Annotated in this window: 17 protein-coding genes; 7 read left to right on the top strand and 10 right to left on the bottom strand. The window is 62.9% G+C overall.

Going from position 1 to position 24,836, the window contains the following annotated elements; all coding sequences use genetic code 11:
• Nucleotides 1-31: 31 nt before the first annotated feature.
• Both L0U83_RS19915 and L0U83_RS19920 read right to left on the bottom strand, forming a co-directional pair.
• Nucleotides 32-1,165 (bottom strand): transporter substrate-binding domain-containing protein, encoded by a 1,134-nt coding sequence (locus L0U83_RS19915; RefSeq protein ID WP_233885677.1) that lies wholly within the window; start codon nt 1,163-1,165, stop codon nt 32-34.
• Nucleotides 1,166-1,271: 106 nt separating this feature from the next.
• Nucleotides 1,272-2,270 carry a hypothetical protein gene (locus tag L0U83_RS19920; protein ID WP_233885678.1) on the bottom strand — a complete coding sequence of 333 codons (999 nt, stop codon included), beginning with the start codon at nt 2,268-2,270 and terminating at the stop codon, nt 1,272-1,274.
• 299 nt (nt 2,271-2,569) lie between these two features.
• Here L0U83_RS19920 and L0U83_RS19925 point away from each other — a divergent pair, with 299 nt between their 5' ends.
• Nucleotides 2,570-2,977 (top strand): hypothetical protein, encoded by a 408-nt coding sequence (locus L0U83_RS19925; protein ID WP_233885679.1) that lies wholly within the window; start codon nt 2,570-2,572, stop codon nt 2,975-2,977.
• Nucleotides 2,978-3,041: 64 nt separating this feature from the next.
• Here L0U83_RS19925 and L0U83_RS19930 read toward each other — a convergent pair whose 3' ends face one another.
• Complete coding sequence (locus tag L0U83_RS19930; protein WP_233885680.1) at nt 3,042-4,427, bottom strand: ATP-binding protein; 1,386 nt, start codon at nt 4,425-4,427, stop codon at nt 3,042-3,044.
• 27 nt (nt 4,428-4,454) lie between these two features.
• Here L0U83_RS19930 and L0U83_RS19935 point away from each other — a divergent pair, with 27 nt between their 5' ends.
• Nucleotides 4,455-4,946 (top strand): hypothetical protein, encoded by a 492-nt coding sequence (locus tag L0U83_RS19935; protein ID WP_233885681.1) that lies wholly within the window; start codon nt 4,455-4,457, stop codon nt 4,944-4,946.
• 374 nt (nt 4,947-5,320) lie between these two features.
• Here L0U83_RS19935 and L0U83_RS19940 read toward each other — a convergent pair whose 3' ends face one another.
• Both L0U83_RS19940 and L0U83_RS19945 read right to left on the bottom strand, forming a co-directional pair.
• Nucleotides 5,321-5,911: a response regulator transcription factor gene (locus L0U83_RS19940; RefSeq protein WP_267939462.1), complete on the bottom strand. Its 591-nt coding sequence runs from the start codon at nt 5,909-5,911 to the stop codon at nt 5,321-5,323.
• A gap of 637 nt (nt 5,912-6,548) precedes the next feature.
• Complete coding sequence (locus tag L0U83_RS19945) at nt 6,549-6,902, bottom strand: response regulator (RefSeq protein WP_233885683.1); 354 nt, start codon at nt 6,900-6,902, stop codon at nt 6,549-6,551.
• Between the two features lie 487 nt (nt 6,903-7,389).
• On the opposite strand from L0U83_RS19945, the gene L0U83_RS19950 reads away from it, so the two are divergent.
• From L0U83_RS19950 to L0U83_RS19960, 3 genes are all read left to right on the top strand, one after another.
• Entirely contained in the window at nt 7,390-8,163 is a 774-nt protein-coding gene (locus L0U83_RS19950; RefSeq protein WP_233885684.1) for a DUF2092 domain-containing protein, read from the top strand.
• 4 nt (nt 8,164-8,167) lie between these two features.
• Nucleotides 8,168-8,713, top strand: coding sequence for a hypothetical protein (locus tag L0U83_RS19955; protein WP_233885685.1), 546 nt, complete (start codon nt 8,168-8,170; stop codon nt 8,711-8,713).
• A 115-nt stretch (nt 8,714-8,828) separates the two neighbouring features.
• Nucleotides 8,829-9,353: a hypothetical protein gene (locus L0U83_RS19960; protein ID WP_233885686.1), complete on the top strand. Its 525-nt coding sequence runs from the start codon at nt 8,829-8,831 to the stop codon at nt 9,351-9,353.
• A 43-nt stretch (nt 9,354-9,396) separates the two neighbouring features.
• On the opposite strand, the gene L0U83_RS19965 is transcribed toward L0U83_RS19960, so the two are convergent.
• Together L0U83_RS19965 and L0U83_RS19970 are read right to left on the bottom strand one after the other, a co-directional pair.
• Nucleotides 9,397-11,097: a ShlB/FhaC/HecB family hemolysin secretion/activation protein gene (locus L0U83_RS19965; protein ID WP_233885687.1), complete on the bottom strand. Its 1,701-nt coding sequence runs from the start codon at nt 11,095-11,097 to the stop codon at nt 9,397-9,399.
• Nucleotides 11,098-11,159: 62 nt separating this feature from the next.
• Nucleotides 11,160-20,729 (bottom strand): YDG domain-containing protein, encoded by a 9,570-nt coding sequence (locus tag L0U83_RS19970; protein ID WP_233885688.1) that lies wholly within the window; start codon nt 20,727-20,729, stop codon nt 11,160-11,162.
• 390 nt (nt 20,730-21,119) lie between these two features.
• Between L0U83_RS19970 and L0U83_RS19975 the strand changes: the two genes are divergently transcribed.
• Nucleotides 21,120-21,890 carry a bestrophin-like domain gene (locus tag L0U83_RS19975; RefSeq protein ID WP_233885689.1) on the top strand — a complete coding sequence of 257 codons (771 nt, stop codon included), beginning with the start codon at nt 21,120-21,122 and terminating at the stop codon, nt 21,888-21,890.
• A 220-nt stretch (nt 21,891-22,110) separates the two neighbouring features.
• Here the strand turns inward: L0U83_RS19975 and L0U83_RS19980 are convergent, their stop codons facing one another.
• Nucleotides 22,111-22,692, bottom strand: a complete 582-nt coding sequence (locus L0U83_RS19980) for a carbonic anhydrase (protein WP_233885690.1) — start codon at nt 22,690-22,692, stop codon at nt 22,111-22,113.
• Between the two features lie 70 nt (nt 22,693-22,762).
• Here L0U83_RS19980 and L0U83_RS19985 point away from each other — a divergent pair, with 70 nt between their 5' ends.
• Nucleotides 22,763-23,065: a hypothetical protein gene (locus L0U83_RS19985; RefSeq protein ID WP_233885691.1), complete on the top strand. Its 303-nt coding sequence runs from the start codon at nt 22,763-22,765 to the stop codon at nt 23,063-23,065.
• A 152-nt stretch (nt 23,066-23,217) separates the two neighbouring features.
• Here the strand turns inward: L0U83_RS19985 and L0U83_RS19990 are convergent, their stop codons facing one another.
• The gene (locus tag L0U83_RS19990; protein WP_233885693.1) at nt 23,218-23,859 is read right to left on the bottom strand and encodes a DUF429 domain-containing protein; all 642 of its coding nucleotides are present in this window, start codon (nt 23,857-23,859) and stop codon (nt 23,218-23,220) included.
• A gap of 71 nt (nt 23,860-23,930) precedes the next feature.
• Nucleotides 23,931-24,683, bottom strand: a complete 753-nt coding sequence (locus L0U83_RS19995) for an H-NS family nucleoid-associated regulatory protein (RefSeq protein WP_233886576.1) — start codon at nt 24,681-24,683, stop codon at nt 23,931-23,933.
• Nucleotides 24,684-24,836: the final 153 nt, after the last annotated feature.

Genomic DNA, 24,836 nt, shown 5'->3' on the forward strand with positions numbered 1-24,836 from the left:
GGAACGGCCGCCGCAGATTATGCGGCGGCGACTATTTACTCGCCGAAAACCACTTCTGGTAGATCTGCTCATAGGTTCCGTCCTCGTACATCGCGAGCAGGGTTTCGTTGATGGTCTTGCGCAGCGGACTGCCGTTCGCAACGGCGATCCCATACTTTGCAGGCCTGAATATCGGTCCAACGACGGCGAGTGACCCGTTGCCGAGCCGTCCTGCCCAATACTGCAGCGTTGGCGCATCGTAGACGATGGCCTGCACGTCGCCGCGCATCAGCATCCGGAAGCCGTCGGCGGCGCTGTCGACATTCACGAATGGCAAGCCCCGCTCGGCGAGGTAGTCCGCGGCGACCGTGCCCGGCACGGTGCCGATCGTCTTGCCGGGAAGATCATCCGGTCCGCGAATGTTCGACTGCAATCGCGCCACTGTCTGAAATGACGTGACGGTCGCCGTGAACTGCGCGATCAGCACCACGCCGATCAGCCACATCGCGGGCACCAGCACCCTTTTCCACAGCCCGGCGCTCTCGCGCTCGCCATGCTCGCCTGTCGCGATGATCAGCATGGTCACCCAAAGCCCTTCGCCAACGCCGCGCAGCCAGGGCTTATCAAAGTTCGGATCGTGGCGGCGCTCCATCAGCCAGACGAGATTGGCGAGAATGAAGACGATCACGACGGCGACAGCGAGGAATTGTCCGAGGGCGAACCAGGGAATCGAGCGCAGCGACGCGACGAACGAATTGTCATTTTTTGCGCGCACCATGATCTGCAAGCCGGAATCGAAATACGGCAGCGAGAAGTCGACGAGCTTTTCGCGTTCCGGTGTCATGGTGATCGCAGCGATGGCAACGTCCGCATCGCCGCGCTGGACGACGGTGATCAGATCAGGCTGCGTCGCGATGCGATCCCATGTGAAATCGACATGCATGCGACGCGCGATCTCATACCATATGTCGATGCTGAAACCTGCGGGTGCCGCCGACTCCGGCAACACGAACGGGGCGACCTTGGCAATCGCCACCCGCAGCGCGCCGCCTGTCCGGGCGCTAGCGCTCGCAGGCGCAGCGACCGCCGCCTGAGGCTGTTGCACGGCCTCGGCGGCGGCGCCATACGTTGCAGGCGCAATCAGGAGCAGGCAGAGCGTGAACAGCCACCAGGCCGACTTCTTCATGGCGTCCCTCCAGAGGCGACTTTGTGCCGTTGCGGCGATGAGATCCAGTATAAGGACCGTACTCGCTTTCCGGGTAGCGGTGCTTTCGAGAAGTGGCCGCCAGCGCTCAGAAGCTGAGCGCCAGACCGAGCGAAGCGCCCGACACGTCCTTGCCGAACGCGTAGCGGGCCACGATGCGCAAGCGCGAGAAGAGCTTGGTGACCGCGCCGGTGTCGATTTCGATTCCCGCGCCGAGCGACGTAAGCTGATTGAAGCCGAGGATGTCGGCCTGACTTCCGAGGTAATCGGAGTGCGATAGTTCGAGGACATAGCGCAGCGGCCGGTTGAACGCGAGCAACCCGGTCGGCGCGCGCCAGCGAGCGTAGAGATTCGTGGACTGCGCATTCGCGGTCCCGCGAACGCCGCTCGACGATCCGAAACTCTGCAGATAGATGTCCGTATAGCGCAGTTCGAGGTCGAACTCATAAGGTTCCTGGCGGGGATACCAGCCGATCATCAGCGAGCCGCCAAGTCCATAGGCACTGAGCGAGCCGTTCTGGATGAAGTCGATGTTCTTGTCGGTCTTCCGGTTGACCAGGAATTGCGCCGCGCTCGCATCGCTGAGCACTTCGCCAAGCGAGAAGTTGAAGATCGGCCGGATAACGAGGTCCCTCTTTTCGTTGAGGGGAAAATCCCAGCCTATGCCACCCGTCGCCGCCACGTTGGTCCAGCGGGTGGGCAGCGCGCGCTGCTGCTGACCGTCGGAGGCGACGAACGTCGGGTCGTAGCGGGAGCCGCCGATCGCCCCCTCAAGATAGAGCGGAAAACTCTGGCTCAGCGTAAAGCCGCCGCCGAACTGCGTCATGTTCAGCGACGGGTCGCCAGTGGCGCCATTGCGAATGCCGAGCGTGCTCGCGGAGAGGTCCGGCGTGACGGTAAAAGACAGCAGCGCAAGAACGGCGTTCGCACGCTTCTGCACGTTTGGCCCCGTAAATTCAGGGGCGGTCGAAGTCTGCGCCGCCGCCGTGGCTGGCATGAGCAACTGTCCGGCAGCCAGAAGCAAGGCGCCAAAAGCATGCGCGGTCGTCTCGTGCGTGCGGCGCACGCGTGAGCGCCGAAACGTCATGCTTGCCCCTTTCGATATCCGGGTCGCGATAACCCTCAGCGCGTAATTTAGCGGCGCGTTTAACGAAAGAAAAGGCTTCATCTCCAGATTGCACCAAAGGGCAATCCAATTGCCCGAACTCCCTATCGCGCCGGTTCGGTGCCTGAGCAACACTCGACTTTGCATCGACCCATCCGGCTGCACGATGGAGTGCTATCGACTTGCCTGGCGGGAACCGATTGCGTAGTCGGCTCGTGGAAGCCGCCGCAGATTCACAAGCCTGCGTAAGCCCAACACGTCACGCTCCAGGAAAAGACCCCATGACCTCGCACAGCCGGAAGCCTTCGTTAGCAGGAACGTTGTCGCGCGCGTCGGCGGCCTGCGCCCTGCTCTTTTCGCTGCACACTGCCTCCGCAGCGAACCTCGAGTTTCTGCACGATACGCCGCTGAGCTATCTGACGCAGAAGGACATCGACTCGGTCAAGCGAGCGGTCATTACCGCATTGAACTCGAAAAGCGATGGCGAATCGTCAGAGTGGACGAATGACGGCTTGGGCAACAGCGTGAAGATCGACGCCACACTGACCCCTCACGACACATCGAAGACTGGCAATCGGACTTGCCGCCTCGTTAACGTGGTCCTGAACGCGAAGGGGCAATCGGTCAACCTGCATCCGCGCTACTGCCGAACGGGCGGCGCGCAATGGCAGTTGCAGAAGAAGAACTGATCGCCGGGCAAGCTCGAGGCGCGCACCGACGATGCCGGTACGCCGCTGGAGCGCCGCTCAACGCTCAAGACACGGTCCTCTGGCTCGCGGCATCCGCAGTCGATTGAACGGACGCTGCCACAGACTGCGCGGCGCCGACGCCCGCGTGAGCGCTAGCAGCACGCCCTTGCACGACGGGAAGCCATACCGCGAAACGTGTACCCCCGCCTTCGCGCAACGTCGCGGTCACGCGCCCACGGTGTGCCTCGACGATCGAGCGGACGATCGTGAGCCCAAGACCCATTCCGTGTGGCTTCGTCGTGTAGAACGGCTCGAAGAGCCGCTGCCCGGAGTCGCTCGAAAAGCCGCAACCACGGTCTTCGATCGCGAGTTCGATTCCGGATGCAACCGGCTGCGTGGAAATGGACAGCACGCGGCGCGCCAGCGCAACCTCTTCCATCGCATCCATGGCATTGATCGCGAGATTGAGCAGTACCTGCTGCAACTGAACGGAGTCGCCTATGACTTCGCCATCGCCCCCGGCGAACCTGGACTCGACGCGTATACCGCGTCGGCGTGCCTCCGGCTCGATCAACGAAAGCGACTGCTGCAACGTTTCGTCGAGACGAACGACGCTGGTCTCAAGGCTCTGCTTCTGCAACAACGCCCGCAAGCGCCGGATCACATCGTTGGCGCGCAGGGCATCGCGCCGCACGTCCGCCAGAATCTCCCGCAGTTCGTCGATATCGAGCCGCTTCGACTTGATGATCAGATCGGCGGCATCCGCGTTGCTCAGAATCGCGCTGAGCGGCTGCCCCACCTCGTGCGCGATCGACGCACTCAGCTCGCCCACGGTGGCAAAACGCGCGGCGCGAGCAAGCTCGCCGCGCCGCGCGAGCGCTTCGGCTTGTGCGAGGCGCCGCTGCCGCCGCTGCGCCAGTAACGCGATGATCGTGAGCAACTGTGCAACGAGCACGGCCAGCGCGGTCAACACAGTGCCCCGGTACTCCCGATAGATGGACGGCGGCAAATCCGTCAATTCGCAGCCTGACGGCAATCGGTCCGCGGACAGGCCAAAGCGCTCCAGTTGCGTGGCACTCACCGTGCAGCGCGCCTTGAGTTCAGGAAACGTGAGACCGTCAACATTACCGCCCCGACGCAGAATTTCCACCGCCGCCATTCCCGTTGCGCGCCCGTTTTCCGCGAAATCATAGACAGCGCCGCCCGTCGCGCCTCTCTCGACGTAGGTCGAATACCAGCCATAAATGGGCGCGTGCGACGCCTGCGCCATCGGCGCTATCAGTTGAGACGGAAAATAGCGTTGTCCATCCCGGTCGCGGTATGTCGTCGTGTAGAGCACCGCGGTGTCGTTGTCGAGAGTGGCGAGCCGCCGCTCCAACTCGGCGGGCGGCAGGCCATCCCAGCGTTCCACCTGGGTCCAGCGGCCCGTCCTTTCGCGGGCTGCCTTCACGGCGCGGTCCGTGAGCATTAAATCGTATTGCGCGACGCCACCTACGACGACAAGATGGTGGGCATGCGGTTGCAGGCGCTCGATGATCCTGAGCGTCCCATCGATGTCGATCTGGAACGGTACGACGGCATACCCGCGGGGCAGTTGCACCGTGCGCAGCCATTCAGACGGGACGCTGGAGATCAAAACGGACGCCCCGGGCCAGATGTCGGCACCGTGCTTCAGCGCGAAGGACGCGGCCCGATCACCGATCGCGATGACAAGGTCGATATGCTGACGAGCATACTTTTTGCGCATCAACGCGAGAAATTCGGCAGTCAAGTCCTCGTTGTCGAAACGGAATCCGTCAATCGAATCCAGAAAGACTTCGGCGCGTTGCGAAGAGAAGTCGTCGAGTATGCCGCGCACGGCGCGAATCTGCACGAGCGCGGCAGGCTGGATGGGGTCCGTGCCGCTGAGCAGGACGACGCGCGGCGTCTCGGACGCGACGGCGCCCGACGCCGCGAGCATCAGCAATAGAACAAAGTACCTGCGGATCAATTCGCCTAAATTGGCAGTGTCTCCCAATAGCCTGCCAGTTCGCCGCGCACGGACGCCATGGCTGCGGCGCGCATTATAAGAGCCTGCATTAAATGAATCGTTGACGCGCCGCGCATATTCCATGGTCAATTCGATTTCAACCCGCCTCTGTCGTCGGAATTTTCTCAATTAAATGTTTGCTAGCCATTCGCTCATTGGACCGCGCGGAAATGTCGAACATTTAGTCATATGAAGTACCGAAAATGCTAAATATCCGGAATAACTAAATTGCAGAGGCTCTCTTGCTAAAGACGCGCATCGAACGCCAACTGCCGAACCTGCAATGCCATAACTTTCAGGTGCAACCCATGCTTCTATGCGGGCACACTGACCATCGATTCCGTGCGGCGCAGCAATTCGGCCAGTGAAGTCGCGCCAACCTTGCGCATGAGGTCGGCGCGGCACGACTTGATGGTCCGTTCGGACAATCCGAGTTGCGCAGCGATCTGCTTGTTTCGCAGTCCGGCGACGATGCCGCGCAGCACGACTTGCTCCCGATCCGCCAACTGCATCGATGCCGCGTGCCGTTCAGGCGCCTCCTGTACCGTGCAAGCTTTCAACGCCGCGTCGATCGCGTCGAACAGCGCCTGGCGCTCGAACGGCTTGAGCAGGAAATCGACGGCGCCTGCCTTCATCGCTTTCACGGTACGCGGCACGTCGCTGTACGCACTCATGAAGACGATGGGCAACGCCCGCGAGTCGCGAAGCAACGCCTGCTGCAGTTCCAGGCCGTTCGGTCCGCCCAGTTCGAGGTCCAGCAAAATGCAGCCGGGGCGATCGTCCTGCACGCTCACCAGAAAGTCTCCGGCGGAGGCATAAACGCGCGCCTCGAATCCGGCGCTCCTTAGAAGCCGGGTTAATGCGGTGCGCATTGCTGCATCGTCGTCAATAATGTGAATCACCATCTGCCCAGGCTCAATCACGATTTTCTCCGTCGTTCGCAAAGCAAGGCGAGGATATCCCGGGTTCCCGTACCGGCCATGCAGTGGGCTATCGCCGCAACTCGCTGCTTGAATGCGTCTAAGTTATATTGATTTATAGCAATTTTTTACAAACCTTGCGCGATTGGTGCCGCCCGCGCTTTCGCCCATTGATGAGGAAACTTTAACTTGCCGGGGGTTATTGTTTTGATGATCGGTATTATTTCCCTGTTCAGACACCGGAATAATGCGCAGTGTCAATAGGGGTCAACCGAAAGGGTGAGTTCATTTCCCGAACGCCCAATGGCAGCCCCATTGCAATACGAAAACTATCAGGCTGGGAACGGAAAATGCGCACGAGTGCCGCCCCGTTCAGGCCAGGATGCGCTTCGGTTATTGGAAATGGACATGTCGTGCCACGACTTAATCGGAAGCATTGCCCGCAATCGCCTGCTCGCTCCGCTAGGTGCGTTGGTGCATCACCGGTCTGGCCTGCAAGCGCCGGCTTTCCTGAGCACGCACCGGGCGGCCGCCTCGATCAGCAGGACATCGATGCGCTCAACAGTACGGTACGAGTCGTGCTGAAGACTCGCGACGAAGGGGAAACGAGCGATTGGAGCAATCATCGCGCGCTTGCGGTCGCGTTGCCAATCGCCTCGACCAGCGCCTTGCCCGAGAACGGCTTGGTCAACAGCGCGTGCGCACCGGTACTTTCCATGGCGCCGCGCGGGCGCACGCCGTCATATGCGGTCATGAACACTGCGGGCGGGCGCGGCGAATGCAGCGTGTCGTAGAACGCCGGCCCTGATAGACCCGGCAGTTGAACATCGATGACGAGGCAGCGCGCCATGGAAGCGAATTCGAATATGTTGGCGTCCTCGGCGCTGCGAAACGATCGCGTGCGAAAGCCCGAATACCGAAGCAGCCGCTCGAGCGCGCGCCGCAACCCGGCATCGTCTTCCACGATCACGATCATGTGCCGCTTCCCGTTCATACGACACCCACTTCACCAGTACATCGAGTCTTGCCCAGACGCGCGCAACGCCATAGGGAGTCCAGACAGACGTGTTCCACCTACGGGCAGCAGCAGAGATGCAAGCCTGAACTGCCGCGTTGGCAGCGTTCGATTACATTGCAATCCTATGCAATCCTTCGCCTCGATGCATGATCAGAAAAGGACATGAATGAGGGAGGAGCATCGCCGCCTCATCTACGGCGCATGCACAAACCGCCGCCCTTTCGTAGAGCATTGCGCCGTTACGCGAGTCGCAACATAGGGACTTGGGGCAATCCCATTTCCCCTTTGGGCAATATCGGGCAGAAGCCTTCCGTTTCGCGATCCCGGCCATTACATTAGGCATTGCAAGCGCGCAGCCCGATGCTGCAAAAGCGCCTGCAAAATCACCTATCAAAAGATGCTTTCACGTTTCTGCGGCTTCTCGCGCATACGCCGGGAGAACACGATGAAGAGAAGGGTTATATGCATAGCTGTACTGGCCGCGACACTCGTTGCACCAGAGGCTTTCGCACAGGCTTCCGCTCCGGTCGCGGCAAGCAGCGTCGCCAATCCGGTCGACCCCGCGGCGGTCGAGGCGCTCAAGAGGATGGGTACCTACCTCCAGTCGCTCAAACGCTTCAGCGTTTCGACCGAACTGACCGGTGAACGCGTGCTGGAAGACGGCCAGAAGCTGCAGCACACGGCAACGGCGGACCTCGACGTCGACCGGCCGCACCGCATACGCGCGCTCATGTCCAGCGCACGAAGCCAGCGCGAGATCATCTTCGACGGCAAGACGGTCACGCTTTTTTCGCCAGCGCAGAAGTACTACTCGAGCGTCGCGTTCGAGGGCACCATCTCCGCATTGATCGACAAACTGCGCGAGAACTACGGTGTGGAATTCCCGCTGGCCGACCTGTTCATCTGGGGAACGCCGGATGCGCCGGCTGACCAGTTCGAATCCGCCATGTTCGCGGGCCAGGACTATATCGATTCAGACCTCTGCAATCACTATGCATTCCGCCAGAAGGATATTGACTGGCAGGTCTGGATAAAGGCAGGTGAAAGTCCACTGCCGCGCAAGATCGTGATCACGCGCCGCGACGACGATGCACGCCCGCAGTCCGTTTCGGTCATCGACTGGACGACGCACGCCACCTTCAACGACGCTACGTTCTCGTTCCATCCGCCTGCTGGCGCGAAGAAGATCGAGATCGTTCCGGTCAAGAACAAGGGGTAGGCCCATGAAGACCACACTCATGCGAAATCCCGCCCGGCTCCTTCCCGTCGTGCTCGCTGCCTGCGCTGCCCTCACGGTGCCGCCTTCCGCAAACGCCTTTAGGGGCGGCGGTGGTGGTGGCGTGCACCCGGGCGGCGGCGGCGGCATGCATCAAGGCGGTGGCATGCACCAAGGCGGCGGTGGCGGTGCACGCGCCAATCATCCTCCCGTCAACAACGTGCACGCCGACGCACGTACGCGCAACGTCCGAAACACGAGCGTGAACAACGTCAACGCGAATCGCAATGTCAACGTGAATCGCAACGTCAATGTGGACGTGCACAACGATTACCATCACGGCGGCTGGGACGACGACTACCACCCGGTCGCCACGGCGGCCGCCGTCACCGCCGCCGTGGGCGTGACGTCCGCAGTGGTCGGCTCCATCGTCCGCTCGGTGCCTCCCAGCTGCGTGCCGGTGAACTATGGCGGCATGGTGTACCAGCAATGCGGCAGCACGTGGTACCAGCCGCAGGGGGCGCAGTACGTCGTCGTCAACGCGCCGTATTGACGTGCCTCGCCGTTTCCATCAGCGTAACGCGTACACGCGGGATTCTTGCGCCGCCCCGGGAACATCCGCCCGCGGGCGGTGCCCTCGCGGACATCGCCCATGACTGGAGGACCCCATGACCTCGCTGATGGAAAAGGTAAAGGAAGAGTTCAAGAAGGTCTTGCCGCCAACGATCTTCTTCTTCGTCATTCTCCACATCGTCGCGCTGATCCGTTCACTGATGGTCAAGGAGACCGGCATCGCGTTGCCTACCTCGGTGTCGGTGCTGATCTCGTCGCTCATACTCGGCAAGTCCGTGCTGCTCGCGGACATGCTGCCCTTCATCAACCGCTTTCCCGACAAACCGCTCATCTGGAACGTCTCCTGGAAAACGCTGATGTACGCGCTCGTCGCGCTCGGCATTCATTATCTGGAGCGGCTCTACGACTTCTGGAAAGAAGCCGGCAGTTTCGCTGCCGCCAACCACGAACTGATCACGCATATCAGCTGGCCGCGCTTCTGGGCGATCCAGATCCTGCTGGTGACGCTGATCTTCAACTACTGCTTGATCGCGGAGCTGGCACGGGCACTCGGCAAGAACCGGCTCAAAACGATGTTCCTCGGCCCGCTGCCCACCTCCCACTCTTCTGGCCGTTCATAGCGACGCCGCGCCGCTTCGCGCGGCGCGCTTCACTACCCTGGGTCTAGAATGCCTTGCGCAATTGCACCCAGCAGTGCACGGAAGTGTTGGCGTTCGCGCTGAGTATTTCCGGCGTGCGGCCGAACGGGAAAGCCACACTGCCGCTCAGCAAAAGCTTGTAGGGGCCGTTCCATTGCACGCCAAAGCCGGCGCTGCTCAACTGGCCGGTGTTGGGTCCGGGAACGAACGGGTTCTTGTACTGCTGCACCCACCCCGTATCGACGAAGACGGAAAATTGCCAGATGCCCGGTATGTTCTGGAACGCGGCGTCGTGCCGGTATTCGACCGTGGCCAGATAGCCCCGCGAGCCGGACAGCACGCCAACGTCGTAGCCGCGCACGCTATCGGGTCCGCCGAGGTAGAACTGCTCGGAGGTGTCGAGGTTTTTGCTGGACGTCTGCCCGGAGAAGCCGAAGTACAGCGCATCGCTGTGCGTGAACTGCTGCAGGCGCGACAGCGACAGCGCGAGCTTGACGTAATGGCCCGCTGTGTCCGCGCCGAGCTGGTCGATGATGTCGGTCTGCAGGTTGTTCGCCGCGAGCACGCCGTAGGTCAACGCGAGGCGCGCATTGCTCACGCCCATCGAGTCGAGCTGGTCGCCCGCGAGCGTGCTGGTCACGCTGTTCGTGTGGCGATCGTTCTGGAGTCCGATGATATCGATGTTGTCGTTCAGCCTGCGGAAGTCATATTCGATCTGCCCGTAGAGGTTGCCCCGCGTATTGCGGATCAACGGCTGCGCCAGCACCACGCCGCCAACGAATGCCGAACCGTGCGCTTCCAGATCGGAGAGATCGTTGCGCAGATGGTAGTTGAGTCCCGACACCGTGGCCCCGAGCGTCGTGCCCTGGCCGTTGAGCAGGTAGCGGTAGTCCATGCGGCCGTAGGTCATGCCTGGGCCTGTTGTCAGCGCACTGAAGTCGAGCAGGTCGCCCTGGTTGAACGGGCCGTTGATGTTCAGGCTGCCGCTGCCGCGCACGCGCCCGCTATAGGGGTCGCCGAAGTTGTCCACGCCAGCGTCGCCGGTCACGCGCTGCTGGGGCGTCACGTCGACGAGCAGATCGGACGTGCCCACCTGCTGCCCAGGCCGAAGCGTCGAGCTCACCTGCGCGCCCGGAATGTCCTGCATGAGCAGCAGCGTGCGCTCCAGTTCGAACTCGCTGACCGGCTGGCCCGACTGCAACGCCGCGAGCGTATTGTGCAGCACGCGGTCCGACACCTGGCTCTGGTTGTTCAGCGAGACGGCGCCGTAGCGCGCTTCGGCCACGTCGATCCGCACGACACCGTTCTCGATGGTCTGCGCAGGCACATAGGCGGTGGCGAGCGGGTAGCCGTGCTCGTGATACACGTCGCTGATCTGGTCAGCGAGCGCGTTCAGGTCGCTCAACGTGAGGTTCTTTCCTTCGCTCGGCGCCACTATCGCGTGCAGCATGTCGGTGGGCAGCTCCGTGTTGCCGGTGATCTCGATCTGGCGCACGGGAAACGTCTTCGTGTTGTCCGCCGGCGCGCCCTTCGGCTGCTGGATCGTGAGGTCGAGGTTCGAGGGCGGCGGCTGAAACGTGGGCTGCGGCGCCTGCTGGAGCAACTGGCCGCTATTCGGCGGCGTCGGCACCCGCACTTGCCCGTGCGCGGCAAGCGCCGTCGCCGTGAGCGCGACGGCAAGACTGATTCGTGTTCTGCACAGGCGCTTCGAGCGAATCTCGATCATGGTATGAAGGTGCCGTGGGGCGCTTGCGCGCGTGCGTTGTTCTTCTCCTCCACCCGGAGGGCTCAATTCGATGGCAGCCGGACCCCGCCGTTGAGCACGGTGAGCGCGATGCCCGGATGGAAGTCCGCGCGCGCCAGATTGCGCTCATTGGGGTGGTCTTCCTGCTTCTGGTTGCCCGCATAGCTGCCCTGCGCGCTGTCGGCAGCGGTGCCGTATGGCGTCGTCACGTCGTTCGCCGCGAGCGGCGCCTGGACGCTCGTGAGCGTGCCCGTAGGCACCGGCGCAACCGGCGCGATGATGTCGGCGGTGAGGCCGGTTGGCTGCACGAGCACGTAGTTGCCCGAGTCGGCGCCGCTGGCAGTCATCGCCGTGCCTACCGGCTTGTTGAAGCCGACAGCCGGATTGTTGAAATACCCCACGGAACCGTTGTCGAGCGTCACGCTGTCGCGCCCGAGCACGCCGGAAAGCGTCGCGCCCGAGAGCGCGTCGAGCACGGTGCCGTCATAGGTCCGGTTGCTCGCGTGCGTGCCCACCACGATGAGCGGCGCGGGCGTGACCGTCACCCAGTCCACGCCGCCCGCCAGCGTGTAGTTGCCGGCAAGCGCCGCGCCGCTGCCGGTCAGCGTGTAGCCGCCGAGCCCGCCGGGCGCGAATGCGATCTGGTTGCCGACGTTCTTCGTAGAGAGCGTTCCGCTGCCGGAAAGCGTGAGCGTCTCGCCATTCACGCCCTGGACCACGCCATTCGCGCCGAACAGGCTCGCCGATGCGCCGGTGCTCGCGTCGTACACGCGGCTGCCCGTGAGATCGAGCACAACAGGCGTGATGTTGGCCGACGTGGTCGCCACCGGATTGAACGTATAGTTGCCGGCGTCCGCACCGCTGCCCGCGATGCCCGTCACGAGGATGGGAATGCCGCCGCCGGCATTTGGCGTGACGAAATTCGCCGACTGCGCGCTGAAGCTCACGCTGTCGCCGCTCAGGATCCCGTTGCTCGCGAGGCCAACCGAGGCAGTGCGCGTGCCGTCGTAGGTCTTGCTCGTGCCCGTCGCGGTCACGGTGACGGCGAGCGGCGTGATGGTGACCCAGTCCACGCCGCCTGACAGCGTGTAGTTGCTCGCAAGCGCAGCGCCGTTGGCGCTGAGCGTGTAGCCGGAAAGTCCGCCCGCTGCAAACGGCTGCTGCTGTCCGGCGTTGCGGCTCGAGAGCGTGCCCGTGCCCGAAAGCGTGAGCGTCTGGCCGGCCACGCCCGTCAGTTGCCCGCCATTGCCGAAGAGGCTCGCGCTGGCCTGGTTCGTGCCGTCATAGACGCGGCTGCCGTTGAGATTCAGCACAAACGGAAGAATGTCCGCCGTCGTCAAAGCCGAAGTGTTGTACGTGTAGTTGCTGAGATCGCTGCCCGTTCCCGTAATGCCCGCCACGTTGACCGGGATGCCGTTGCCCGCGTTCGGTGTGGCGAAGTTCGCGCTGCCGGCCTTGAAGGTGGCCGAGTCGCCTGCAACGAGGCCGCTCACGGTCAAGCCGTTGAGCACCGCCGTGGTGGTGGCGTCATACGTCTTGTTCTGCGCGCTGGCCGTGATCGTCAGCGCGCGCGGGGTGATGTCCGCGCTCGTCGTGACGACCCTGCTCCCGAACGTATAGTTGCTGATGTCCGTGCCATTGCCGTAGAGACCCACGGTGATGGGAATCGCCGTCCCCACGTTAGCCGTGGCGAAATCCGCCGAGTTGTAGCCCACCGACGCGTTGTCGCCCGCCACGAGGCCATTCACGGTGAAGCTGCTGAGTTGCGCGGTCGTGGTGCCGTCGTAGACCTTGTTCTCGCCTACGGCCGTGATCGTTACCGGCTTCGGCGTGATGTTGACCCAGTCGCCAACGCCGTTGCCGAGCGTGTAGTTGCTTCCCAGCGCGCCGTTGTTGCCGGTGAGCGTGTAGCCCGTGATGCCGTTCGCCGCGAACGGCTGCTGCGCATTCACGTTCTTGCTCGCGAGCGTACCGGTGCCGGAGAGCGCGAGCGTCTCGCCGTTCACGCCCGTGAGCACGCCGTTATTGCCGAACAGACTCGCGGCAGCGCCCGTCGTGCCGTCGTACACGCGCGTACCCTGCAGGGTCAGGATGTACGGCAGGATGTCCGCGGCGGCCGTCGCGGTAGCGTTGTACGTGTAGTTGCCCGCATCCGCGCCGCTCGCCGTGATGCCGCTTACCGTGACCGGAATGCCGCTCCCCGCGTTCGGCGTGGAGAAGTTCGCACTACTGAAGCCAAAATTGACGGTGTCGCCCGCCAGCACGCCCGTCGGCGTGATGGTCGCCGTGGCCGCGGTCGTGCCGTTGTAATAGCGGCTTTGTGCCGTCGCGCTGACCGTGACGGCAAGCGGGTTGATGGTCACCCAGTCGGTGCCGCCCGTGAACGTGTAGTTGCTGGCCAGTGCGGTGCCGTTGCCCGTAAGTGTGAAGCCCGAGAGGCCGTTGGCCGCGAACGGCACCTGCGAACCCGCGTTCTTCGTGGAGAGCGTGCCCGTGCCGGAGAGCGTGAGCGTTTCGCCGTTCACGCCTGTCAGCGTGCCATTGTTGCCGAACAGGCTGGCAGCGGCGCCCGTAGTGCCATCGTATGTGCGCGAGCCGGTGAGGTTCAGCACGACGGGCAGAATGTTCGCCGCCGTCAACGCGACGGCGTTGTATGTGTAGTTCGTTGCGTCCGCGCCGCTCGCGGTGATGCCGTTCACCGTGACGACGATGCCGTTGCCCGCGTTCGGCGTGGCGAAGTTCGCGCCGCCGAAGCCGAAACTCACGGTGTCGCCCGCCAGCACGCCGTTGCTGCCTATCGTCGCGGTCGCGGCGGTCGTGCCGTCGTAGGTTTTGTTTTGCGCGGTCGCGCTCACGACGATGGGCCGCGCCGTGATGTCGCCTGTCAAGCCGGTGGGCTGCGTCAGCACGTAGTTGCCGGCATCGGTGCCGCTGATGGTCATCGTCGCGGCCGTGACGGGCTTGCTGGTGCCCACGTTCTTGTCCGCGAACGTGCCCGTCGTGTCGTTGCCGAGCGTCACGTTGTCGCCCGCGAACACGCCAGCGAGCGTTGCGCCGCTCAACGTGGCGTTCGTGGTTGCGTCGTAGACCTTCGTGTTCACCGAGGTGCCGTTGACGGTGAGCGTCGCCCGCGTGATGTTGACCCAGTCGGTGCCGCCCGCGAACGTGTAGTTGCTGGCGAGCGCGGCGCCGTTGCCCGTGAGCGTGAAGCCCGCAAGGCCGTTCGCGGCGAACGCCTGCTGCGCGTTCACGTTCTTGCTCGCGAGCGTACCGGTGCCGGTGAGTGTGAGCGTTTCGCCGGCCACCCCGGTCAGCGAGCCATTGCTGCCGAACAGGGTCGCGGCGGCGTTGGTCGTGGAATCGTACACGCGCGTGCCAGTGAGATTCAGCACATATGGCGTGATATTGGCCGTGGTCGTCGCGGTCGTATTCGTGAACGTGTAATTGCCGGCGTCGGCGCCGGTTTCGTTGATGCCGAGAACCGTCACCAGCTTGCCCGTGCCAACGTTCTTCGTGTCGAAATCGGCGGATGTATCGCTGAAGGTCACCTGGTCGCCCTGCACGATGCCGGGACTGCCGAGCTGCACGGTCGCCGTGGTCGTGCCGTCGTAGACCTTGTTGCTGGCAGTGGCTTGCACCGCGACGCCAAGCGGCGCGATGTTGGCCGTGAGGCCGCTGGGCTGCACGAGCACGTAGTTGCCCGCGTCGGTGCCCGAGATCGTCATGCTCGTGGTCACCGGCTTGCCTGTGCCCACGTTCTTGTCGTTGAACTGGCCCTGGGTATCGTTGCCCAGCGCGACGGTATCCGTACCCAGCACGCCGCTGAGTGTGGCGCCCAACAGCTGCGCAATCGCGTTGCCGTCGTAGACCTTGTTCTGGGCGACCGTGTTGAGCACATTCAGCGTGGCGGGCGTAACGGTGACCCAGTCGTTGCCGCCGACGAGCGTATAGTTGCTCGCCTTCGCCGTGCCGTTGGCGGTCAGCGTATAGCCGCTCAGGCCGTTCGTCGCGAATGGCTTTTGGTTGCCTACGTTCTTGTCCACCAGCTGGCCGGTTCCGCTGAGCGTCAGCGTCTCGCCGTTCTGGCCTTGAAGCACGCCGTTCGTGCCGAACAGGGTCGCGGCGGCGTTGGCCGTGGTGTCGTAGACCCGCGTGCCCTGCAGGCTCAACACGCGCGGCGTGATGTTGGCCGTAGTGTCCGCGGTGGTGTTGGCGAACGTGTAGTTGGCCGCGTCGGCGCCGCTCGCCGAAATGCCGGTCACGTGCACGGCAAGGTTGTTGCCCACGTCCGACTGGGAAAAGTTGGCCGCCTGATCGCTGAACGTCACCTGGTCGCCCGCCACCACGGCGGCACTGCCCAGATTGACTTGCGCCGTCGTCGTGCCGTCGTACTGCTTGTTGATGCCGGTGGCCGTGATCGTCACGCCCAGCGGCGTGATGCTCGCGAAAATGCCGGTCGGCTGAATCAGCGTGTAGTTGCTTGCGTCCGTGCCCGAAATCGTCATCTGGGTGGAAACCGGCTTGTTCGTGCCCACGTTTTTGGTGTCGAACAGGCCCGTCGCGTCGTTGCCGAGCGCAACGTTGTCGCTGCCGATCACACCGCTCAGCAGGGCATTCTGCAAAGTCGCCGTCCGCGTGCCGTCGTAGACCTTGTCGAGTGCGGTCGTATTGAGCACCGTGAGCAAGGCGGGCGTGATGGTCACCCAGTCCGTGCCGCCCGCGAGCGTGTAATTGCTCGCGAGGCCGCTGCCATTGCCAAGCGCCAGCGTGCCGAGATTCGAGAACGGCACCTGATTGCCCACGTTCTTGCTGGTCAGCGTGCCGGTGCCGGTGAGTGTCAGCGTCTCGCCGTTGACGCCGGCGACCACGCCCGCGCTCGAGAACAGATTCGCGTTGGCGTTGGTCGTGGCGTCGTACACGCGCGTGCCAGTGAGGTTGATGATCTTCGCCGTGATCTCGCCGAGCGTGCCGGTGGCCTGGGTCGGCAGGCTGTAGTTCGACAGGTTCGTGCCCAGCGCCGCCGTATAGTCCGATGGCTCGAGCGTCGCGCTGATGCCGACGTGCGTGCCCACGTTCGGTGAGAAATACCCGCTGGCCGCAGTCTGCGTGATCGTGGCGCTCTGGTTCCCGACAAAGCCCGTAAGGGTGAAGTCCGACGCACCGAGCGCCACCGACGTCGTGCCGTCGTACTGCTTGATGGGGTTGCCGGTGATGGTGACCGCAATCGGCGCCGGTGTGATGTCGGCGAACAGGTTCTGCGGCTGCTGGACGGTGTAGTTGCCCGCCTGCGCGCCACTCAGGGTGAAGCCGCTCGCGGTGACCTGCAGGTTCGTGCCCACATTCGGCGTGACGAACTGGCCGGCCGCGCTGCCCGAAGACAGGGTGACGTTGTCGCTGCCGAGCACGCCGGAGAGCCTCGCGTTGCTGCTGTTGATCGTGGCGGCGGTCGTGCTGTCGTACACCTTGTTGTTCGCCACGGCGCCGTTCACGATCAGTTGCGCGGGCGTGATGTTCGCGGCGAGCCCGGCAATCGGTTGAAGCGTGTAGTTACCGGCTGCGCTGCCCGAAATGCTGAACCCGCTGGCCGTCACGGCGATGTTGTTGCCCACGTTGGACTGGGCGAACGTGCCGGTGGTCGACGTATTGAGCGTGACATTGCCGGCGTCGGACGGGACCACGCCCGAGAGCGCGGCGCTGCTCACGTCGAGCCTGTCGGCGGTCGTCGTGTCGTAGACCTTGCTGGTCGCGAAGGCATTGATGATGAAGAGCGGTGCCGGAGTGATGGTTCCCAGGCCCGACGCCGAGGTGGGCAGCAGGTAATTACTGAGCAGCGTGCCGCTGTTGGCCGTGTAGTTGCTGGGCACGAGCGCCCCGCTCACGGTCCGCGTGCCCGCGTTGGCCTGCGCGTAGTTGAACTGCGTGGTGGGTGTGATGCTTGCGCCCTCGCCGCTCACGAAGCCGCCGATCAGGAAGTTGCTGCCGCTCACGCGTGCGATCGTGTCGCCGTTGTAGACCTTGGTCGGGTTGCCGATGATCGTGACGGTTAGCTGGGCCGGAAGAATCGTGCCCGCCCCATACGCCGTAATCGGGAACGAATAGTTGTTCAGATTCGTGCCCGCACCGGCCGTGAGGTCGGACTGCGCGAGGTTCGCCGTCACGCCCTGGGGCCCGGCGTTCTTCGACGCGTACTGCCCGGTGATGGTATGCGACACCGTCGCGCTGTCCGTGCCCACGAATCCGCTGAACGTGAAATCGCTGGCGGGAATCGTGGCGATCGTGTTGCCGTCGTAGGTTTTCGACGGGTTGTTGGTAATCGACGCCGACAGCTGTCCGTTGATCGGCCGCTGCACGATCGTACCCATGCCGGTGGCGGTGGCCGGCAATGCGTAGTTGGACAGCAGCGTGTTCGGACCCGCCTGGAAATTGCCCGTCGTGAGCGTCGTGCTCACGCCCTGGTAGCCGACGTTGGGCGTTGCATAGGCGCCCGTCGCCGGAAACGGACTCAGGGCGATGGACTCGCCGGGTATCGCGCCGAGCACCTGGTAGTTGCCTGCGCCGAGCGTGGCCGTGGCGGTGCCGTCGTAGACCTTGGTCGGGTTGTTGATGATGTCGACTTCGACCGGCGCGGGCATGATGATGCCGGTCGCCGAGGTCACCGTGGACGGGAACGTGTAGTTCGACATCGACGTGCCGGTCGCGGGCACGAAATCCGAAGGCCGGAGCGCCGCGCTGATGGCGATGTTGTTGCCCGCATTGGCCGTGGCGTAGATGGCCGAAGTCTGGCCGATGGTCGCGCTCTGGCCGCCGACGAAGCCGGAGATCGTGTAGTTCGACTGCGTGAGCGTGGCATTGGCCGAGCCGTCGTAGACCTTGGTCGGGGAGCCGAGGAAGGTGATCGTGAGCGGCGCGGGCGTGATGTTCGCGGTGAGGCCCGTGACTCCCGTCACCGAGTAATTGCCGGCCGCCGATCCGCCGAGCGTGAAGCCGTTGGCCGAGACCGCCAGGTCGTTGCCCACGTTCGATTGGCTAAACGTGCCCTTGGCCGCGCTCGTCGAGAGCGAAACATTACCGGCGTCCGCGGGCACGAGGCCCGTGATCGTGGCGCCCCCGAGGTTGAGCGTGGCTGTCGTGGTGGCGTCGTACACCTTGTCATTCGCTGTCACGCCCGTGATCGTCACGATCTTCGGCGTGATGTTGGCGGCAAGATAGAGCGGCACTGAGATCTGATAGTCGGCCGCCTTTGCGCCCGTCAGCGTGAAGCCCGAAGGCACCACGGAAATATTGTTGCCGACGTTGGGCGTCACGAACGCGCCCGTTGCGCCGCTCGTATCGAGCGTGACCTGCCCGTTGTCCGAACTGATGACGCCAAAGAGCGACGCGCCGCTCACGTTGAGCGTCGCGGCTCGCGTGCCGTCGTAGACCTTGTTGCTGGCGATGAGCCCGCTGATCAGCAGCGGCGCGGGCGTAATGGTGCCGGTTCCCACGGCGGCGGTCGGCAGCGTGTAGTTCGCGAGGTTGGTGCCGCTATTCGCGACGAAATTGGTCGACGTGAAGCTCGCGTTGACTGCAATGCCCGTGCCCGCGTCGGCGCTTGCATATGCAACGGAGCTGGCCTGGTTGACGCTTGCGCCCTGCCCGGCCACGAAGCCCGTGAAGCTGTAGTTGCTGGCCGTGAGCGGGGCCGAGGTCGTGCCGTCATACACCTTGGTCGGGTCGTTGACGATGCTGACCGTGAGCGGCGCGGGCGTGATCGTGCCGATATCGGCCGACGCCGTGCCCCTCGCCTGGTAGCCGTAAGCCGGAATGCCGCTCGACGTATTGATGACGACGCCCGCGAACGTCGTCGGCGAGTTCACGGTGATGCCGGTGCCCGCATTCGACGTGGCATAGGTGCCCGTAGCGCTGGCGACGACATCGCCGTTGACGAGCCCCGTGGTCTGCAGATTCGCGTTGGTCAGGTGCGCCGTGGTCGTGCCGTCGTAGACCTTGGTCACGCTGCCCGTGAGACCGGTCAGCGTGATCGTCGGCGCGAGGCTATAGAGAAAGCCGTTGCCGGAGGCCGCCGGCGTCGTGCCATAGGGCGCGTTGTACTGGATGTACGAAGGCGCGAGACCGCCGGCAGTGTCGAGCCGCGGGTCGGTCGAGTAGATCTGCCAGGGCGCGGAGGTGCCGGTGCTCACGGCCGAACTGCCCGCGTTGTTCACGAAATTCGCGTTCGTCGCGAGCACCACGCCCGCGCCGCCAATCACCGACGCGCCCGAGGCGATCGTCAGGTTGCCCGTGCCCGCCTGCATGGTCACAGCGCCCGCGCCGGTCACGTGTGCGTTCACGAAGATCGCGTTGAGCGCCTGGAGCGTCAGGCTCGCGGAAGCATTGGTCCAGCTGATGGCCGCGTTGACGTTGATGTCGCCCGCACCGGGCGACTGCACACCGGCACCCGACGTGCCCGTTGCCGTCGTCTGTTCGACGACGTTCGTGCCGCCGTTCAGCGTGCTCGAAATCTGGCTGGCCGCATTGGCGTCGATGGTCAGGTCAGTCGGGTCGACGAGCCATGTACCCGCCCGGCCGAACGGCGCCGCCGCCGTGATGTGCGTGTCGGGCGCAATGTTGAAATGCGCCGCCGACGTTTCGATCGAGCCGCCGTCGCCGCCATTCGGCGCGCTCGCGTCCAGCGTGCCGCCCACGTTGACCTGCCCCGCTGCCATGCCACCTAGCAGCACGATCTTGCCCTCATGATCCTCCACGGTCTGCGCGCGCACCTTGCCCGTGTTGTTCACGGCGCTGGCGAGGAGCGCGTCCTTCGCGCCCGCGGTCATGATCACCTGTCCGCCGTCGGCCACCAGCAGTTGCCGGTTCTCAGCCAGACTATCGAGTGTGCTCGCATCGACCTGGATGTGAACGAGCCGGGAACCGTCGAACGTGAGGGTTGCCGCGCTTCCTCCCGCCAGCGCGATCGTGCCGAGCCGTGCGCTGATCACACCCTGATTGGATACGCGATTGCCAAGGAGTGCGACATATCCACCGTCGGCTGCGGTAATCGTGCCCTGATTGACGACGCTGCCCTGTCCGTTTCCGCTGAACCGCCGGCTATTGCTGCCGAGGCTGCCCGGGTCGACGTCGAGCGTGGAGGCCACAATGCCGCCGACGTTCACTCGCGCAGATGGCCCGAACAGCACACCATTGGGGTTGATGAGCCACACCTGGCCGTTGGCGTTGAGATTGCCCATGACGGCGCTCGGCGTGCTGCCGAGGATGCGGTTGACCGCGAGCGAACTGCTGCCGGGCTGAACGAAGTCGACCGTCTGGCCCGCACCCACGTTGAAGCTGTGCCAGTTCAGCTGCAGCGTCTGGCTGCTCTGCTGGATCGTGGTCGTCGAGCCCGACTGCTGGATTGTGCCTGTGCCCGAAACGATCTGGCCGCCGCTGGGTCCGCCTGCAGCGTACGCCACGCCCACCCACACAAAAGGCGCAACCGCAAGAATGATCGCGACAAGGCGCCGGACGCCTTTCCCGGTTCGGCAAGCGCCGCTGCCCGCGCGCCGTCTCGCGAGTTCCGAAGCTACGACCCATTGCCTGAGAGACCGATTCCAGCACAGCTGGTAGATATGATTCATGGCATCGCCCATCCTCAGCGTGGGATCAGACAACGCAGCAGTAGCGTGCGGGCCAGACGCATGGCGAGGCGCACGCCAACTCGTTACCTCGCTGTGGGAGTCGTGCGACCGGAACCGGTGGCCGGGTTCGAATCATTGATCCCAGTAGCTCTTGTGCAAGTTTTGGTAATTCGAAGCAACGCTGCCATAGGGATTAAGGGCAATTCCATTGCCCCTTGGGGCAATTGCTGCTGACAAGGCCCGAGATGATGCGTTCCGGGATGCCGAATCAAATCGCGGACTCCGTAATTTTTTCCTTTCTGCTTAACCGGATGGGCCCAATGCCGCTCACGTGCCTTAAAATCATTACGGTCCGACCCCTGACTTCACAACAACGTTTGAGGAGTTGCGATGGCACTACTGGTTCACCACCCCGTCTATTTGTTTGTCGTGTTGATCGTGCTGCTTTGCGTCGCCGCCGCGCTTGGCGCGCTCGTCATGCAACGCTATTTTCCGCTCGCGGAAAATGCACGGGACAACTTCAACGTCATACAGGGCGCCACCCTCACTCTGCTCGCGCTGTTGATTGGCTTTACGCTATCCATGGCCGTGAGCCGCTACGACCAGCGCAAAAACTACGAGGAAGAAGAAGCCAACGCGATCGGCACGCAATATTTGCGCGCGGACCTGCTCGGTGAAGCCGATGCGCCGAAGATCAAGGCGCTGCTTGCGCAGTACCTCGCGTTACGCATTACTTACTACAAGACCCGCGACACTCACGACCTCGAAACCATCAATAACGAAACGTCCAGTCTCCAGGGACAGTTGTGGGCCAGCGTGCGCGGCCCCGCCCTGGCGCGTCCGACGCCGATCTCGGCGCTCGCGGTGGCCGGCATGAACGACGTGCTCAACACGCAGGGCTATACGCAGGCCGCGTGGATCAACCGCATTCCGCTTTCTGCCTGGGGATTGATGATGGCGATCGCATTCTTCAGCAATCTCATGCAGGGATATGGCTCGCGTGGCAGCTCGGGCCGGCGTGTTTTGCTGTTCGCACTGCCGATTACCGTCGCGCTGTCGCTGTCGCTGATCGCGGATATCGATAGTCCGCGCGGCGGCCTGATTCGTGTCGTCCCGGTGAACCTGATATCCCTGCAGCAATCGCTTGGTTCGATGCCCTGAGTCTGTTGCAGCGTCACAAGAGACGTAACTTGCGCGCGAGGAGAAAGCGCTCGGGCAACGCGGTTACGCCTGCCTCGCGCGCCTGCGTCAGAAGCTGTGCCGCAAACCAGGCCGTACGATGAGACATCTGCAATCCTTAAGGCCTCAACGGCTTGAGCGCGGCTGGCGCCTCCACGCAGCTCCGCGCCGCACCGACGCATTGATGCATGCAAACCGCGATCTATTCAGGAATGTCCCGTACCACTTCAGTCAATTTTCCGGAACTGATCTCGTAGAAGAAACCATAGAGTTCGACGTGCTTCGGCACGGCCGGGCTCGAACGAAGCAACTTGATGTCATAGTTGAGCGACTCCTCGAAATCCATGATGGCGAGGCTATCGTGATCAAACAGGGTCGAGATATCGGCGTGGTGATGATCATGAAACTCCTCGACCATCAGCTCCGGCGTCAGGGTCGTCGTACCGCAGAACGAGTGGTGAACGACAACGACTTTTTTGACATCGAATAGATAATCCATCGCCGCCACGGACGCCAGAGCGAAGACGGCGCGCCCACCCGCATTGGTCGCGGCAAACAGTGTCCGCGTGGATCCAACCCGGGTGCCATTATCGTCGGTGATGACTTCTCCCGGGTAGACCTCGTCCCCAAAGTAGTCGGCGACGGCCTGTGGGATTTCCACCGCCCGAGGGTCAAAGCAGTGGATCACGAGTGTCTTCATCGGGATAGCCTGGTTCGCGCCCTCGAAGGCCTGCATGTCGAACCCGGGAAGATTCCTGTACTCGTAATTGCTGAACTTGCCCATTTTCTTGCTCCGTTGGCGATTAACCAGGGTATGGAACATCGCCCCTGAACGTTACGTTCGAATCCATGGCTTGTCGAAAGCATCCGTTGAAGAAAACCTCTTTCGAAAAGCGGGAACCGCCGACCAGACCGATCAGGCTCCGAGCCGGCAGGTTAAACGGCCTTCGAACCTCGAAAGGAGCCGTCCTGCGAACGAAGCGACGCTCGTCCGTGAAGGGTTGTTTGCGGCGGTCGGGATGCATCAGATTCTGGACGCGTTTCGACGCGAAAACATCGGGACCCGTGGCAATTCAATTATTCCCTTCGGGCAACCATGCTTCAGCCCTGAGCTTGTCCGCGATGACCGACACAAACCCGTGAAGTCCAACGGTTGATCCCGAGTGTGCACGCGTAGACCCGAGCGATGATCAAGCAACAGAGAGGGGGTGACACATCAGTTTTGCATGGCGCGGGACGCTTCTTCGAGTGCCAAGGCACCGGCGTCACGGATTCGCTGCAAGGCGTGCACACGCCGCATACATTGGAGTCACGTGCTTAAGGGAATCGGAATCGGGACATAAATGTAGCCACCTTCCACGTCACCGTACGCATGCGTCTGCCCTTCGATCAGGTATCTCGCGGTCAGCGCGCACAGCGCGGCATCGAAGTCGTCGATCGATTTCAGGTCTGAAGCATCGACGTTTGCGTCTTCGAGTACTTTCGGTCGTTGCCGGCGCTTCTCCTTCGCGGACGTTCCTTCCTTGCCGCGGAGCGCACAGGTCACGGCATGGGGAAACGTTTCGAGGCTCACTCGCCCGCCCTGGAAATCGCGAGATGTCAGCAGCGGATAAACGGAGGAAAAGACTTGGTAAATCTGCTCTCCGTTGAACATCCACCGGTAGAAGCGACTCGGATTCTCATCTGCCCGCTTTCGAGTCGGCGTGGCAAAGGAAAAGATGCGTTGACGGGCAAGCTCCCTTTCTGCAAGTCGCCCTGTGCCTTCAACGCCCCATTGGCAAGGAGCGTCTATCCCAACGGCCTGAACGCCGTACTGAAGGCACGCTTGCAGCATCTGCTGCGGAGTTTTCGTATCCGGAGGCCGGAAAGCTCGACTGCCTTCCAGAATGACCAGATGGCAGCCCTTCTTGTCACCGCCCACATCAATGCCAGCAACCGTGCATGTGTTCAAGCGGTCCCCGCTACGACTATCGAGCGCTAAACCGGGCTGGAAGGAGGCTTGCGCAGCCCGGTGTGTGTCACTTAGGCTGCGGCGGCCGCGCTCGCAACTTCCGTAGCCGACTGCGGCGCGGCAACTTCGACAGGCGCCGCCGACTTCACCATGAGCTTCGGCGCACGGACTTTTCGCGCGACAGGTGACTTGGCTACCGCACCGTTCTTCTTCGCAGCAGCCTTGCGTGCCGGCGCTGCCGCCTTCGCAGATACTTTCCTGGTTGCCGTGTTCTTTTTAGCAGCAGCCTTCTTCGCTGCCGGCGCCTTGGCCGGCTTCGCCACGGGTTCGGCCTTTTCAATCAAAAACTTCGACCGGTCCTTCGCGCCAGCGAGCCATGCCGGTGCGGTGCCACGACCGGACCACGTCGCGCCGGTTTTCGGGTCACGATATTTCGGCGGCTGCGGTCCACGCACGTAGTTACCTGCCTTAGGCGTTTTCACAGCAGCAACCGATTTCGGCGCCCCGCCTGCAATCAGGAACTTGCTTCGGTCCTTTGCATTTGCAATCCACGCGGGAGCACGACCATGGCCGGTCCAGGTCGCGCCGGTTTTGGGATCGAGATACTTCGCAGCCGACGAGCCCTGCTTCGCCGCAACGGTCGTTCCCGGTTTGCGGCCGCGCCGCTTGCCGACGAATGCTTCAATATCGGCGACAGTCACGGCATGTTTGTCCATCAAGCCGCGAATCTTTTCGAGCACCACCGTCGACTTCGTCGTCGCCAACGATTCTGCTTGAGCCTGTAGCTTTGCGATTCGTGCCTGAATTGATTGGAGCGTAGCCATTCGTAGTTTTTCCTTTGATAAGATAGTTTTTCCCACTATGCCACATCGGACGACGAATACAACATTTGATGTCGATTTACTTTGCGTTCGGCTGTGAGAAACATTACTGTCTATTTCTGACCGGCTCCCAATACGGCGTTCAAATCAGGCTGG

The sequence above is a fragment of the Paraburkholderia flagellata genome (assembly GCF_021390645.1).
Taxonomy (GTDB): Bacteria; Pseudomonadota; Gammaproteobacteria; order Burkholderiales; family Burkholderiaceae; genus Paraburkholderia; species Paraburkholderia flagellata.